Genomic DNA, 13,872 nt, shown 5'->3' with positions numbered 1-13,872 from the left:
ACATGGGTCGGCGGCGGACAGGGGAATATTTCAGTCTCGACGATGCGATCATCCAGGGCCAGATCGTGCGGGTGCGCTGTGGCGCCTGCCGACGCGCGGCCAATTTCCTGCCCGAAGATCTGGCAGCGGTCTATGGCGGCAGCAGGTTTGCGCTCGAACCGCTGTTTCCCTGCAGCAAATGCGGCACGACAGATTTCGTTCGGGTGACGACCTATAGCCCGGAAATCGCCGATTTCGGCAGGATCACCCTGCGCCGGCCGGGTCCGAAAAAGCTGGTGCAGACCTGGGAAAACGAGACATTTACCGAGCGCAGTCGGTCCAATTATGTGCCGGATGGTGATTTCAGGTTTTGAACATCCGGGCAGCCGGCTTGCTCTGACCAAGCTTAGATTGCCTGAAAAATTCCAACGAGCACCAAAGCGAGCGTCAGTGCCGCAATAATTCGCTGCATAATGACCATATCCCTATGTCGGCGATTATCCCGTTCGCTCGAATCGAGGGTGGATATACCTCGTGCGGCCAGGACGTAGATACCTTGATTGACCTCCAGGTCGTTGCTGGACACCAGGGATTGTAACAGCAGGCGGTAGTGTCGGAGCAGCCGGTCGTCGTCGGGATGATGAACCCACATCGGTCCATAAAAGTCTGTCATAAGCCCGACTTCACTCAGACCAGGCTCGTTTTCCTCGACGTAACGTTGGTACATGTGGCTCAACACCGTCATGCGGCCATGGTGGGCAAGTTTGCGGCGCCCGAAAAGCCATTTTTGAATACGGAACTTGACTAATGCAAGGCGAGGGCGCCACCAGAAATTTATCAGATAGTCACCGGCGGATTGATAGTCGCACTGGATTTCGCAATAGAATTCTCTAACTTCAACGCCAAAATACGACAGCTCCCGCCTGCTCACGGAGCAGGGGCTGCTTGGTAGATTGTCTGACGGCAGCCAGCGGCCAGTAAACCCGTTCTTGTGCTCCTCGAGCGCAACGAACACGGCCTTACCGCCAGGGCCGGTCAGGAAGCAGTGGCGATAGTTTCTTTGGAAAATGGCCTCTCCGGTGAGCGGCACGCTTTCCGGCCCTGGACGCCGGAGCGCCAGCCTGACCGCTAATGTTCGAAAATTTCGGACGACTCGTTTCCGCAGCGTCATTGCGAACCCCCACGTTCACTTTTCCCCGCAATGCGGGGAGAGCAGCGCGCCAACGCTGCTCTACCGGGTATTGAGTTGGTGCTCGCCCCGGTCCAGTAGACCATAGCCTTAAAACCTGGCCCCGCCACCCTCGAGGGCAGGGCGCTTTTAAGGCACATCCCTAAATGGAAACTTACCTTGAGCCGGTTCAACCGGTGTCTCCGCTCGCCCCGTATATGGGTGGCAAGCGCCTTCTTGCGCCAAAAATCATAGAGCGCATTGGGCAAATCCCGCACACCGTGTATGCCGAGCCCTTCATTGGTATGGGCGGCATCTTCTTCCGCAGGACCCATCGCCCGACGTCCGAAATCATCAATGATCGCAATGGCGATGTGGTGACGCTGTTCAGGATCCTGCAGCGGCACTATCCGGCCTTCCTCGATCACCTGAAATTCCAACTGACCTCGCGCCGCGAGTTCGAGCGATTGTCACGCGTCGATCCGTCAACGCTGACCGATCTGGAGCGCGCTGCGCGATTTCTGTACCTGCAGCGCACCGCTTACGGCGGCAAAGTGACGGGCCAGAATTTTGGTGTTTCATCGGGCCGCCCGGCTCGGTTCGACTATACCCAGATCGGGCCGGCGCTCGAGGACGTTTATGAGCGTCTCGCCGGCGTCGTCATCGAGAACCTCGACTGGGCCGAGGTGATCGATCGCTATGATGGACCAAGTACATTGTTCTATCTCGATCCTCCATATTGGGATTGTGAAGACGATTATGGCTCCGGGCTGTTCGATCGTGAGCAGTTCGACAAGATGGCAGAGCGTCTCGAGCGGCTCCAAGGCAAGGCAATCGTTTCCCTCAACGATACACCGGGCGTGCGTCGCACCTTCGGCAATTTTCGCACGGAGGCTGTCGATCTAACCTATTCCATCGGGCAGGCGAGCGGTGGACCCAAAGCTGTAGGCGAGGTGCTGATCTACACATTTCCGGAGCCGAGCTTGCCCCTGTTTGGGTAAATTCTGCCGGTGCAACGAAACCGGGGGCTCGAAAGCCCCCGGTTCAACTGATCGGAGTAGGGTGATTCGAACACCCGCCCCCTCGTCCCGAACGAGATCTCGTGCCAGACTTGCACGCGCTGCGACTGCGCCGCCCAGCACAGAGCTGGTGCATCGGCTGTGCAAAGACAAGCGCCTCGGTTGTCCGATGAAATCGAAAAGCGGTATTTGGGGATGTGTTCAATAACCCTAGGTAGCTCGTGCACCTTCTTTATTTTGATGAAGTTAAGTATGACCCGCCAGTCCAGAGCAGCTTTTGGATGGGCGGCGTTTGCGTCCACCATGAGCACGTGCCAGCCTTGGAAGAGCGAGTAAACGACCTGTCGTTGAAGGCATTCGGCGACCGCCGACTCAGTCGCGAAACCGAATTTCACGGCTTTGAGCTATGCCGTGGCAAAGGAAATTTCAAAGGGCGAGATTGGGGGGAGCGGCTCGGCATTTTGAAGGAGTTGCTGGACATCCTGACCGACGAAAAAGTGGGCCGCATCCGGATTAGGATCAATCCGCAAAATATTGTATACTCTCCGAAGGACCCCAGCGAGATCGCTTTCATGTATCTGATCGAGCAGGCTGACGCGTATTTTCGTGAGAAGGAAACTTTGGGAATGCTGTTCGGCGACTATGACGAGCCGGCCGTTGGTCCCTCTGTTACAAGCCTTTCAAAGTACCGCCGAGGTGGCACTGAGTGGGCTGCAGGGCGAGACATCGAGAACATCATCGATACCGTCCATTTTGCCCGCTCACACCATAGCCGGATGATTCAACTGGCCGATGTGTTTCTCTATTGTTGCCAATTCACGCTGCAAAACAATGAGAGCCATTGGCGAAAAGCCATCGCTGACATCATCCAGCAAAGCGGAATTTATGCCTGTCACAAGAGCAGAAATTGGCCCGTGACGACAAATTGGCAACCTTAATCATGAGACCCGACCGGCGCCTCGCGGCTCGGCACAGCTTGCGCTCATGCACTACCGGTCAGAGTCTGAAAGGTAGGAAAGCTAAGCGGGCGCGTCAATAAGTTCTCAGGCTAGCAGTCAGCCAAATCTTCGTAAGCCTGACAACCTACAATCTCGAGATTGCCGATTTCGGTAAGATCACAGTGCGCCAGCCGGGACTGAAAAAGGTCGTTCAGACACAGCGCAAGGCGACCTTCACCAAACGTAGCCGTTATCATTATGTGAAGGCCGAGGACTTTGGCTTTTGAAACGGACAGTTGTTCATCACAAGACATCTCCGTTCCGCGCGGCAAGAGCCTTGAACATGGAGCCGGGCGCGACTAACATGCGCCCGACTCCTGCGTGGTCCCTTGCAGTTCACCGCCATTCACCCTGGCGATTAGCTGTTTGGGTAAGTGCTATCCCTTGGGAGGATAGGGGTCATTGCCGTAGCTATCCCGGGCACGGATTTGCCCATTTCGGCCATGAATCAGCAATTCCGATTGCTGATTCATGGCTATATCGCGGGCGCGCGAGATAGTAAGCATCCGTTGAGAACCGCGGAGCTTTCAGGATCCGGCTGATTGGTGTTCTTCGATGAGATTTCGGAGGCACTCGATCCCATCTTCAGTAAAGGCGATCGTGCCACCGTCATCGGCGGGACTATAGACCCAGATCACGCCGTCTTCCGTTTCCATTTCGATGGCGATGTCGAAGATGCGGTCGACCGTCTCGCCGAGCTCGGCAGCGACGCGGTCGATGGTTTTGACGGCATGAACCTTATTGCGCTGCACGATCAGGCGGCCTGACGCGTGGCCTGCGGCACCCAGTTCCAGGGAAGCAGTTCTCCCAGCCGGTTCTGCGGCATGTCGGCAATGCGGGCGAGCACGTCGGCGAGCCAGGCCTGGGGATCGATATCGTTGAGCTTGGCCGAGACAATGAGGGTGTACATGAACGCGGCCCGGCGGGCACCGCGGTCCGAACCAGCGAACAGCCACGCTTTTCTGCCAAGGGCAATTCCGCGCAGCGCCCGCTCGGCTGCGTTGTTCGAGAGGCATATGCGGCCATCCTCAAGGAATGCGGCAAAGCCTGTCCAGCGCGCGAGCATATAGTTCATGGCCTTGGCCACCGGAGCGTGACGCGAGAGCTTTTCGCGCTCGGTCATCATATAGGCATGCAGCTCCTCAACCAGTGGCGCGCAAAGCCGCTGCCGCTCGGCAAGACGCTGATCAGGCGGCAGGCCATAAAGATCGCGTTCGATGGCAAAGATCTCGTCGATCCTGCGCACCGCCTCGAGCGCAACCGGAGAGATGGCGCCGCCCTTGCCGTTCTTTTTTCGGACCCTTTCGATATCGGCAAGCTCGAACAAGGGTCGTCGTCCGTGAGCCCAGCAAAAGGCCGGCTGGATAGGCTCACTGCGACGCTCGGGATCGAACAGGCCGTTGTAGCCGGCGAAGGCGTCCACCTGAAGGATGCCGGAATAGTCGACAAGATGGCTCCTTGGATGCTCGCCCCTACGATCGGGTGAAGCAAAGAACAGAGCTGCCGGACCATCGATACCGCCGAAGGGGCGGTTATCACGTACGTAAGTCCACACCCGACCCGTTCTGGTCTGACCCTTGGCCAGGATCGGCACGGTGGTGTCGTCCCCGTGCAATCGATCGGCAGCCATCACGTGATCGGCGATCAGATCATGGAGCGGCTTGAGCGCAACCGTTGCGGCGCCAACCTGATCGGCCAGCGTCGAGAGACTGACGGGCACGCCCTCTCTGGCAAAGCGCTCGGACTGGCGGTTGAGCGGCTGATGCTGACCGAACTTTTCAAACAGGATCGTCGCCAGAAGATTGGGTCCGGCAAAGCCACGCGGGGTGGGATGGAATGGTGCCGGTGGTTGACTGATCTTCTCACAATCCCGGCAACTGAACTTCTCCCGCACCGTCTGGACCACCTTCCATTGACGCGGGATCACCTCAAGCGTTTCGGTCACGTCCTCGCCCAGCTTGACCAGGTGATCGGACCCGCAGCATTCACAGGCTTGCGGCGCTGGCACCACGACGCGCTCGCGCGGCAGGTGATCGGGAAAGGCGCGCCGTTGCGCCCGCTTGCGGGTAAAGGCTCTGACCGGTGCAGCCTTGGCTGCGGCCATTTCGGCGGCAAGCTCGTCTTCGGTGGCCGCCGCTTCAAGATCCTCGAGTTCGAACTCGAGCTGGTCGAGCAGCTTGGCCTTCCTCTCGGAGCGCTGTCCATAAAGACTGCGCTTGAGCTTTTCGATTTCGAGCTTGAGGCGGGCGATCTCGGCGTCGCCATCGGTCTTTTCTGCAACAACCCGCGCCGCTTCGGCTTCCGCCAGATCGGCACGCTGTTCGGCTGCGGCAAGTGCAGCGCGAAGGGCAGCAATCTCGGCGTTTCCGGCAGGTTCGACCATGCCGTGACCTTACCAGAATGTGGTCCCACCCACGAGCCGATATGCCCCGTTTTGCACCAGATGAGTCACCGTGTCGCGGTCCAATATGACTATCCCGCCGAGAGTGGCCGCCAAGTCTTTTGCGGCATCCGCCAGTCGATCCCCTCAAGCAGATATCCGAGCTGGGCAGACGAGATCGTCACAACACCATCGGCCGGCGAGGGCCAAAGGAAGCGGCCGCGCTCGAGCCGCTTTGTAAAAACACATGCCCCCTGGCCATCGTGCCAGATGATGCGAACCAGATTGCCCTTGCGACCCCGGAACACAAACAGATGTCCGCCATGAGGGTCACGCTTGAGCACTTCCTGGACCACCAGCGCTAAAGAGTTGAACCCCTTTCGCATGTCAGTGTGGCCCGCCGCCAGCCATACACGGGTCCCGCTTGGAACCGGGATCATCGGTCCACCACATCGAGCAGGCGTCCCAACGCAAACGGGGCGATATCGGAGCGTACGATCATGCGGCGACCATTGCGCAGCACGATCTCGACAGGACTGGCTGATCCATCCGTGGGCGGCTCTGGTGGAAGGCTGCCATCGCTGGCATGACCCCCAATCCCATCCAAGCGTACCGGATAAAACGAAGCCGCCTCGTTGCCCAGCTGGCCGTCGCGATACGCCTTGCGCCAGGCAAAAAGCAATGGCACCGCAATTCCATGACGTCGTGCGGTCGCCGAACCCATTCGCGGGGCCGACAAGCTTTCTTCAACGATCCGGATCTTCTCCGCATCACTGAACCGCCGGCGCCGGCCTGTGTCCACAATCTCGAGCCGCTCCACACGGCTTCTATCTGTAAGGATATCCATAGCGATAGTTTGCTACCAGATCGGCCGCTCAGGCAAAGGCGGCCCTCAACGGAGGCTTACGCGAGATAGCCTCTGCTTGCGTGTCATGAACCGCTGTTGAGCGAACGTTACCGGCACCGCGAACGGCCCAGCCGTTCGCGTGCGGGACGACGTGTTGATTCTTTCCAGACATTTGATCACCTCCTTTCTGCTGTAGACTCACAATGTCAGCAAATCGATTTACGCATGCGCTAAATCGTTTGTCAATTGCCCGATTTCGGTTTACATCTGAGCGATATAAATTGACGGAACCAACCTATGAGCAGACTCTCAGTCGACATTTATGAACTAACCGATGCAGCTTTGGCAGCCGACTATACTCGCGTCCGACGGGTCGCAAATCGTCTTGCGCAATTTCTTATGTCGGACGACGAAGATGGGGCGAAAAAAATTCGCAGCCTTCTGAGGCGGAAGGGGGTGCCGCTTCGAGCATCAGGTTATGCCGAAACCCTGCCGGTCGACACAAAATCGCGAGCACCTCTAGTGGAGGAGCAGGACTGGCCAACAACGCCACTTTTTCTAAACGGTGATGCTGCCGCTACCTTCAGCTCGTTCATCGACGACGTCCAGAACTCTGAGCTTCTGAGCAAAATGGGGCTCACGAATCGACAGTCGCTTTTGTTGTCGGGGCCACCAGGCACAGGGAAGTCGTTGATTGCCGGTCATATCGCATCTCAAATCGGCCGCCCTCTGTATGTGGTACGCCTTGATGCTGTGATTTCGTCACTTCTGGGCGATACCGCCAAGAACATCCGTAACGTTTTCGACTACGTGCCCGGTCGCGATGGAGTCCTATTTCTCGATGAAATGGATGCCGTTGCTAAAATGCGCGATGACAAACATGAACTTGGCGAACTGAAACGCGTTGTTAATACTGTCATCCAGGGCTTAGATTCTCTCGATGACAGAGCCGTTGTGATTGGTGCAACTAATCACGCGCAGTTGCTTGATCCAGCGATTTTCAGGCGGTTTCCATATCGCATAGAAGTTGGTCTTCCAGATGAAGAAGTGCGCAGCAGTTTATGGCGCCACTTTTTGTTGAATGACGCCGATTTGGATAAAGTGCACTTGACGTTAGGGAAAATATCGGATGGCTTAACTGGTGCCGATATCCAGAATATCGCATGGGCAGTTCGTCGAAATGCTGTTTTAGATAGTAACGATTTGGATATCGCTGCAGTAGCTTACTCGGTTATACAGAGAAGGCGCAGCGGAGTTGGCTTGCCCTCTCGGGGGTTGATATCTAGCGAGGCCAAGAGAGAGGCGGCGAACATCTTGGTGGGAGAGTTGAAGCTGTCTGGCGCGGAAGCCGCGCGACTACTCGGTGTTTCGAGGCAGGCTGTAGCAGCATATTTGAAGGATTAGACAGATGGCCCGCGAGCCGGAAAAAGCCCCGCTGCTGAATCCTGTACTGCGCCTTACAAAAGGCCCAGTGCCCGAAGAACCCCCTGTTGGTGGGCAGGGTGAGGCGGGAGTGGTGGCGGGTCGTCTCTCGGCTCAACGAGTAGCGTTGGCCGAATCGTGTCGTCGCATCTCGGCCGAAAGCGCTAGCCTCTCGGCGCATGGGGGGCGTATCCATCTGATAGTGGAAATGTTTTCTGACTCTTTCGCGCCCACCTGGACTCCAAAAGGATTGGTTGCGCTTGCTGGGGACGCGAAACTCGTCGCGCCTGCTTCACGGGGATATTTGGCCGAGATACCTGTGGATCGGTTAGAAGGATTTGCAAAGCAGATTTTGACAGCGCAAACGATTGAAGCGCGGACAGCAATCTCACGCGTTAGGAGCATCCGCGCGCTGGATGCGGAGGCTGTCACACGCGGCAGAAAAATAGAGACGCTGTGGGAGCTGGCCGAAGAGGTTGAGGGCGGCAAAGCATTTGCCGTATGGCTTCGGCCGTTTAGGGATCATCACGCGAAAAGTTCGGTAGTCCAATCGCTGGTAGGTTTGGAGGAACGGCGCAGAATATTGAGAAGCTTTTCGTCTGTCGCGCTCAATTCAGGCGATCAGGCCGAAGGTGCTCCAGCGGTACGGAATGAGAGCCAATCGGCACTAAACCGGGTGGTCCGGCAGTATCGTGAGCATCTCACTGCACGAGCAGTTCTCACCATCCCATCGATAGATGCGTTGGGCCAAATAGTGGCGTCGGGAACGCTCCTCCGCGTTGACCCGGTCGCCAAAGTGGGCCTGACGGCACCGAGTGAAGGCAACCATCCCGCGCCGCCATTACCTTCTGCGTTAACGCAACCAGTAATTGCCGTGGTTGATGGCGGGCACAGTGCACGTTCGTATGCTGGTTTGGAGGCCTGGAAGGCAATCCCTCTCGTTCCGCAGGGCATAGCTGATGTTGCACATGGAAACAGGGTCACCTCCCTTGTCGTTCATGGATACGCTTGGAATAACAAGCTCAATTTGCCGCAATTGGATTGCCGGTTTGGCACTGTCGCGGCAGTTGCAAAGGCCAGTTCAAATCAGTCCCCAACGCCAGACGCGCTCGTGGACTATCTTCGCCAGATCGCCCGACGGTACCCGGAAGCGAAAGTCTGGAACCTTTCATTTAATCAACTGCTACCAGAGTTTGGGCTAGAAACTGTAAGCTACTTAGGTCACGAAATTTCGCGATTGGCCCGTGACTTCGCAATTCTACCAATAATTTCCGTCGGCAACCGTGGGGCAGGAAATCCTTCACATCAACTTTGCCCGCCAGCGGACTGCGAAGCGGCGCTAGTTGTTAGCGGTCGCGAATACGATCATGATGGCAAGCCTGCAGGAGACTGTTCTGTTTCACTGCTTGGGCCTGGTCCCGACGGAATGTTAAAGCCCGACCTGTCTTGGTTCTCCAGAGTGAATATGCTCGGTGGCGGAGACCCTCGTGTAGGGAGTAGCTATGCTACACCTCTGGTTTCTTCCCTCGCGGCCCATACATTCGCAGTACTTAAAAACCCATCGCCAGACCTCGTAAAAGCGTTGCTAATCGATCGCTCGGAGTTGATGCAGCATTCAAGGACGCAAGGATGGGGCACGCCTTTCCACGGCACTTTACCATGGTTATGCAAGCCGGGATCCGTCACCATGGCATGGAAGTCCGAGTTGGTGCCGGGGTATGCATATCATTGGGATGACATACCAATCCCGCCGGAATTGATTGTAGATGGAAAGCTGAAGGGAAAGGCACGTTTGACGGCCATACTTGATCCATTGCTTTCAGAGACTGGCGGGCCGAATTACTTTTCCACCCGTCTCCAGGTAGCCCTCCAATACAAGAATACAAAGGGTGCTGTCGCCAATCTCCTTGGCAGTATGCGGGAGAGTACAGATCCGGAGCAATCAGCTAGAGACGACTTAGCAAAGTGGTACCCAGTACGGAGGCATGCGCGCGACTTCAGCAAGCGAACTGGGATCCAGTTTACAGGGAGCAGCTTCCGGTTACGAGCACAGGTCTTTGCCCGCGATCTGTTTCAGTTTGAAGTGACGAGCCAGAGGGAGCTCGGGGAACAATCGGTCGCGTTTGTCTTAACGCTGGAGTCGCAGTCGGATGAGCCCGCCATCTATAATTCCACGGCGCAACGCTTGCGCTCTTACGTAGAGAGCGCCGTCATCGATCAGGAACTGGAAGTCGACGTGTTCAGTTAATGCGCTCGCATCGCGTTGAAGCCAACTCCTATGGTAGGCTTCACTCCGCATTAGGGAGCCAATCTTCGAAATTGGCAAACTGATACAAAGGCGCGACTTTGACCGGTTAGCCTTGCCAAGCTGTTGTTTTGTATAGCTGAACGCATACTCCCCCCACCCGCCATCTTCCAGATACAAGAGATCAGACCATTGGCGGATTGAGCCGTGCAAACCCCTCCTGCCGGCGATAGGGGAAATAGGGATAGGGAGCCGTCACGGCACTGGCATCATCGAGCCTGGCGACCTGCTCAGCGGTCAGATTCCAGCCGACCGCACCCAGATTCTGGCGCAATTGCTCTTCGTTGCGCGCCCCGACAATGACTGATGAGACTGTGGGGCGTTGTAGCAACCAGTTGAGCGCGACCTGCGCAACGGTCTTGCCGGTTTCCTCAGCTACCGCATCGAGAGCCTCGACAACGCCATAGAGGTGCTCCTCATCCACCGGCGGACCAAAGCTTGCGGTTTCGTGCAGACGGCTGCCCTCCGGCAACGGCGCCCCGCGCCGGATTTTCCCCGTCAGCCGCCCCCAGCCCAGCGGACTCCAGACCAGCGCACCGAGCCCCTGATCCTGCCCGAGCGGCATCAATTCCCACTCATAGTCGCGCCCGACCAGCGAATAATAGACCTGATTGGCAACATAGCGCGGCCAACCGTGACGGTCGGCCATGGCCAGCGATTTCATCACCTGCCAGCCTGAGAAATTTGACACTCCGACATAGCGAACCTTGCCGGCGCGGACCAGCATATCGAGCGTTGAAAGCACCTCCTCGACCGGGGTCGCGATGTCGAAGGCATGAAGTTGGAGTATGTCGATATGGTCCGTCTCAAGGCGGCGCAGCGCATCCTCGACTGCGCGAACCAGACGGAAGCGGGAGGATCCGCCGTCATTGGGCCCATCCCCCATCGGAAGCCCGGTCTTGGTCGAGATCAGCACGGCATCGCGCTTGCCCTTGATGGCTTGCCCCAGAACCTCTTCAGAGGCGCCGTCAGAATAGACATCGGCGGTGTCGAACAAATTGACCCCCGCCTCAAGACAGATGTCGACGAGGCGGCCGGCTTCAATGGCATCGGAAGTGCCCCAATTGCCAAATAGTGGGCCGGCCCCACCGAACGTGCCGGCGCCGAAGCTGAGAACCGGCACCTTGAGGCCGGATTTGCCGAGCGGTCTGTAATCCATGATAAAAACTCCTTAGACGATAGGATTGCAAGCGGGTTTCGCCAGGGGCCGTCCGACGGTTCGAACGGCAATCAGAGCGGTGCCGAGGGCGAGAAGCGGAAACAGTGTGGCGATGGCCGGCACGAGGATGAGGCCAGGCCCGTGGTCGATAACCAGGCCGCCAGTCCACGCACCAAGGGCATTGCCGAGATTGAAAGCGCCGATGTTGAAGCTCGATGCGAGGCTCTGGCCGGCCCCTTCGGCCCTTGAAAGTACCCACATCTGCAGGGGCGCTACCGTGGCAAATCCGGTCGCGCCAAGCAGGCCGGCGAAAAGCACGGCGGTAAATTGATTGCCGAAGGCAAAACTCATCAGCCCCAGGACGAGGGTGAGTCCCACCAATGTTCCGAAGATGGAGGGGACAAGGCCCCGGTCGGCGAACCTGCCGCCCAGCAAATTCCCCACAAACAGACCGCCCCCGAACACCAGCAGGATCGGTGAGACCGCACTGTCGTCAAACCCGCCGATCTCGGTCAGCAAGGGCGCGATATAGGTAAAGACCGCAAAAACACCCGCATACCCGAACACGGTCGTCAAAAGCCCAAGCAGCACAGAACGCCGGGCCATGGCACGGAAATCTGTCCGCCAATCCGATGCTTGCGGTCGTGTTCGGTCTTGGGGCACCAGAAAGGCAAGAACAACGATGGCAACGAGCCCCACTCCAGTGACGGCCCAGAAGGTTGCCCGCCAGCCATAGTGTTGGCCAAGCCAGGTACCAAACGGCACGCCGAGGACAGTCGCCACAGTCAGACCGGTGAACATGATAGCAATGGCCGAAGCGCGCTTGTCCTCGGAAACAAGCCCCGTCGCCACCACAGCGCCGACGCCGAAGAACGTGCCGTGGGTCAGCGCCGTGAGCACCCGCGCCGCCATCAGCCACCCATAACTCGGAGCGAGAGCGCACGCAGCATTGCCGACGACGAAGATCACCATCAGCCCGATCAACACGCGCTTGCGCGGCCAGCGTGCCGTGAGCACGGTAAGCACCGGGGCGCCGACGGTCACGCCAAGCGCGTACCCCGAAATCAAAAGGCCCGCCGCCGCTATGGTGACGTTCAATTCACGACTGACCTCCAAAAGAAGGCCCATGATGACAAATTCGGTGACGCCAACGCCGAAAGCGCCGACTGTCAGGGCATAAAGTGCCAAAGGCATATGAAATCTCTATCCATCCAAAACTGATGTCCGAAAGATAGACCTTCGGTACGCGATGAAATAGAATGCCTTCTGGAATAGCACTTGTGAGATGAAGTCATTATGGCGCGACTTGACGTCAACCGATCCGGCGAGATGGAAGTGTTTGTGCGGGTGGTCGAACTCGGCGGCTTTTCGCCCGCCGCCCGCGCCGGACGCATGACGCCCTCGGCCGTGAGCAAGCTGATCGCGCGGCTGGAAGCCCGGCTCGGCGCCCGATTGCTCAATCGCTCGACTCGCCAACTCCAGCTGACGCCCGAGGGCTGCACCTTCTATGAGCGCGCAACACGCGTTCTGGCTGATCTCGAAGATGCCGAACGGGCAGCAAGCATTGGCGAGGAGGCGATTGGCCGGGTGCGCATCAACACCAGCGCATCCTACGCCACCCATATCCTTGCACCATTGCTGCCCGACTTTCTCGCGCGCCACCCCGGTGTCACCCTCGACATCGTGCAAACCGATGCCGTGGTCGATCTTCTGGCCGAACGTATGGATGTCGCGATCCGCGCCGGACCGTTAAAAAGTTCGAGCCTTGTTGCCCGCAAGCTCGGTGAAACGCCGCTGCTGATCGTTGCCGCGCCATCCTATCTCGAACGTCGCGGCGAACCGCACAGCATCGCTGATCTTCAAAACCATGACCGCCTCGGTTTCGGATACGCCCGCGCCGTCGACGGCTGGGCACTTTGCGAGAATGGCAAAGCCGTTGTCGTGCCGGCCACGGGTCGTGTGCAAGTGAGCGACGGTGAGGCCTTGCGCCAGCTGGCTCTGTCCGGCGTAGGCCTCGCCAGGCTCGCTGCCTTTACCGTGAGAGACGATATCGCAGCGGGGCGCCTCGTCCCGGTGCTCGGCCACCTTGTCTCTGGCGACCCTGAACCCTTCCACGCCGTCTATGTGGGGCAGGGCGGCCCTCTCCCCTCGCGTGTCAGGGCACTGCTCGATTTCCTCGCCAGATATGGAAGAGTTGCCTGACCCTTTGACAGGACACGCCCGACAAAAAAGACCCCCGCCAAGGCAGGGGCCCTTTGCGTCTTCGCGTCATGCAATCAATGATGGTGATGCTCGGGCATGTCCTCGAGCGCATCCTTGGTCCAGCCGGTTACCGCATGCACCTCGCCATTTTCATCACGCATGAAATCGAGCTGATTGACAGCGACGGCGACGGGTTTGGACCCGATGCCGAGAAATCCGCCGACATCGATCACCGCCTGGGCGCTCGCACCCACGCCATGCAGGTGTGACACCTTTCCGACTTTGTGGTCGTCGGCGCCGTAAACGGTGGCGTCCTGCAAGGTTGCTTCATTGAGCTCGGCTTCGCTGAGGCGAACATGATTGGAGTGATCCATCATTAAGGCTCCTCTTTTT

The 13,872-nt window shown here is 58.0% G+C and carries 14 protein-coding genes and 2 pseudogenes; 7 read left to right on the top strand and 9 right to left on the bottom strand.

The window, feature by feature from the left end:
- The first annotated feature begins 2 nt into the window (after positions 1 to 2).
- Positions 3 to 353, top strand: coding sequence for a hypothetical protein (locus V6617_RS09985; protein WP_338606836.1), 351 nt, complete (start codon positions 3 to 5; stop codon positions 351 to 353).
- A gap of 32 nt (positions 354 to 385) precedes the next feature.
- Here V6617_RS09985 and V6617_RS09980 read toward each other — a convergent pair whose 3' ends face one another.
- Positions 386 to 1,150: a hypothetical protein gene (locus V6617_RS09980; protein WP_338606835.1), complete on the bottom strand. Its 765-nt coding sequence runs from the start codon at positions 1,148 to 1,150 to the stop codon at positions 386 to 388.
- Between the two features lie 164 nt (positions 1,151 to 1,314).
- Between V6617_RS09980 and V6617_RS09975 the strand changes: the two genes are divergently transcribed.
- Positions 1,315 to 2,148, top strand: coding sequence for a DNA adenine methylase (locus tag V6617_RS09975; RefSeq protein ID WP_338606834.1), 834 nt, complete (start codon positions 1,315 to 1,317; stop codon positions 2,146 to 2,148).
- Positions 2,149 to 2,387: 239 nt separating this feature from the next.
- Complete coding sequence (locus V6617_RS09970; protein ID WP_338606833.1) at positions 2,388 to 3,104, top strand: DUF3800 domain-containing protein; 717 nt, start codon at positions 2,388 to 2,390, stop codon at positions 3,102 to 3,104.
- Between the two features lie 437 nt (positions 3,105 to 3,541).
- Here V6617_RS09970 and V6617_RS09965 read toward each other — a convergent pair.
- A pseudogene (locus tag V6617_RS09965) lies at positions 3,542 to 3,661 on the bottom strand (DUF2188 domain-containing protein); the annotation flags it as partial.
- Between the two features lie 45 nt (positions 3,662 to 3,706).
- Here V6617_RS09965 and V6617_RS09960 point away from each other — a divergent pair.
- On the top strand, positions 3,707 to 3,931 hold the full coding sequence (locus V6617_RS09960) for a hypothetical protein (RefSeq protein ID WP_338606832.1): 225 nt from the start codon (positions 3,707 to 3,709) through the stop codon (positions 3,929 to 3,931).
- On the opposite strand, the gene tnpC is transcribed toward V6617_RS09960, so the two are convergent.
- The 4 genes and pseudogenes from tnpC to V6617_RS09940 form a co-directional block, all read right to left on the bottom strand.
- Positions 3,919 to 5,547 (bottom strand): IS66 family transposase, encoded by a 1,629-nt coding sequence (gene tnpC / locus V6617_RS09955; protein WP_338606831.1) that lies wholly within the window; start codon positions 5,545 to 5,547, stop codon positions 3,919 to 3,921. The two genes, V6617_RS09960 and tnpC, sit on opposite strands and share 13 nt — an antisense overlap.
- Positions 5,548 to 5,636: 89 nt before the next feature.
- Positions 5,637 to 5,984, bottom strand: a complete 348-nt coding sequence (tnpB, locus tag V6617_RS09950; RefSeq protein ID WP_338606830.1) for an IS66 family insertion sequence element accessory protein TnpB — start codon at positions 5,982 to 5,984, stop codon at positions 5,637 to 5,639.
- On the bottom strand, positions 5,981 to 6,391 hold the full coding sequence (tnpA, locus tag V6617_RS09945) for an IS66-like element accessory protein TnpA (protein ID WP_338606829.1): 411 nt from the start codon (positions 6,389 to 6,391) through the stop codon (positions 5,981 to 5,983). The genes tnpB and tnpA overlap by 4 nt, the downstream gene beginning before the upstream one ends.
- Before the next feature lie 64 nt (positions 6,392 to 6,455).
- Positions 6,456 to 6,563: pseudogene (locus V6617_RS09940) on the bottom strand (DUF2188 domain-containing protein); the annotation flags it as partial.
- Between the two features lie 125 nt (positions 6,564 to 6,688).
- Between V6617_RS09940 and V6617_RS09935 the strand changes: the two are divergent.
- Both V6617_RS09935 and V6617_RS09930 read left to right on the top strand, forming a co-directional pair.
- A complete protein-coding gene (locus V6617_RS09935) occupies positions 6,689 to 7,795 on the top strand; it encodes an ATP-binding protein (RefSeq protein WP_338606828.1) in 1,107 nt (368 codons plus the stop codon).
- A 4-nt stretch (positions 7,796 to 7,799) separates the two neighbouring features.
- Positions 7,800 to 10,061: a S8 family serine peptidase gene (locus tag V6617_RS09930; RefSeq protein ID WP_338606827.1), complete on the top strand. Its 2,262-nt coding sequence runs from the start codon at positions 7,800 to 7,802 to the stop codon at positions 10,059 to 10,061.
- 181 nt (positions 10,062 to 10,242) lie between these two features.
- On the opposite strand, the gene V6617_RS09925 is transcribed toward V6617_RS09930, so the two are convergent.
- Positions 10,243 to 11,277, bottom strand: coding sequence for an aldo/keto reductase (locus V6617_RS09925; RefSeq protein WP_338606826.1), 1,035 nt, complete (start codon positions 11,275 to 11,277; stop codon positions 10,243 to 10,245).
- Positions 11,278 to 11,289: 12 nt separating this feature from the next.
- On the bottom strand, positions 11,290 to 12,471 hold the full coding sequence (locus V6617_RS09920; RefSeq protein ID WP_338606825.1) for an MFS transporter: 1,182 nt from the start codon (positions 12,469 to 12,471) through the stop codon (positions 11,290 to 11,292).
- A gap of 102 nt (positions 12,472 to 12,573) precedes the next feature.
- Here V6617_RS09920 and V6617_RS09915 point away from each other — a divergent pair, with 102 nt between their 5' ends.
- Positions 12,574 to 13,479: a LysR family transcriptional regulator gene (locus V6617_RS09915; protein ID WP_338606824.1), complete on the top strand. Its 906-nt coding sequence runs from the start codon at positions 12,574 to 12,576 to the stop codon at positions 13,477 to 13,479.
- Between the two features lie 74 nt (positions 13,480 to 13,553).
- On the opposite strand, the gene V6617_RS09910 is transcribed toward V6617_RS09915, so the two are convergent.
- A complete protein-coding gene (locus tag V6617_RS09910; RefSeq protein WP_338610672.1) occupies positions 13,554 to 13,853 on the bottom strand; it encodes a PRC-barrel domain containing protein in 300 nt (99 codons plus the stop codon).
- Positions 13,854 to 13,872 lie beyond the last annotated feature (19 nt).

This window comes from Pelagibacterium nitratireducens, from assembly GCF_037044555.1.
Classification (GTDB): domain Bacteria; phylum Pseudomonadota; class Alphaproteobacteria; order Rhizobiales; family Devosiaceae; genus Pelagibacterium; species Pelagibacterium nitratireducens.
This window is presented reverse-complemented; position numbering and strand designations above follow the sequence as displayed.

Coding starts and splice junctions, on each gene's coding strand:
- V6617_RS09915 (WP_338606824.1), top strand. CDS start 12,574: ATGGCGCGACTTGACGTCAACCGATCCGGCGAGATGGAAGTGTTTGTG.
- V6617_RS09920 (WP_338606825.1), bottom strand. CDS start 12,471: ATGCCTTTGGCACTTTATGCCCTGACAGTCGGCGCTTTCGGCGTTGGC.
- V6617_RS09930 (WP_338606827.1), top strand. CDS start 7,800: ATGGCCCGCGAGCCGGAAAAAGCCCCGCTGCTGAATCCTGTACTGCGC.
- tnpA (WP_338606829.1), bottom strand. CDS start 6,391: ATGGATATCCTTACAGATAGAAGCCGTGTGGAGCGGCTCGAGATTGTG.
- tnpB (WP_338606830.1), bottom strand. CDS start 5,984: ATGATCCCGGTTCCAAGCGGGACCCGTGTATGGCTGGCGGCGGGCCAC.
- tnpC (WP_338606831.1), bottom strand. CDS start 5,547: ATGGTCGAACCTGCCGGAAACGCCGAGATTGCTGCCCTTCGCGCTGCA.
- V6617_RS09985 (WP_338606836.1), top strand. CDS start 3: ATGGGTCGGCGGCGGACAGGGGAATATTTCAGTCTCGACGATGCGATC.
- V6617_RS09910 (WP_338610672.1), bottom strand. CDS start 13,853: ATGGATCACTCCAATCATGTTCGCCTCAGCGAAGCCGAGCTCAATGAA.
- V6617_RS09980 (WP_338606835.1), bottom strand. CDS start 1,150: ATGACGCTGCGGAAACGAGTCGTCCGAAATTTTCGAACATTAGCGGTC.
- V6617_RS09925 (WP_338606826.1), bottom strand. CDS start 11,277: ATGGATTACAGACCGCTCGGCAAATCCGGCCTCAAGGTGCCGGTTCTC.
- V6617_RS09975 (WP_338606834.1), top strand. CDS start 1,315: ATGGAAACTTACCTTGAGCCGGTTCAACCGGTGTCTCCGCTCGCCCCG.
- V6617_RS09935 (WP_338606828.1), top strand. CDS start 6,689: ATGAGCAGACTCTCAGTCGACATTTATGAACTAACCGATGCAGCTTTG.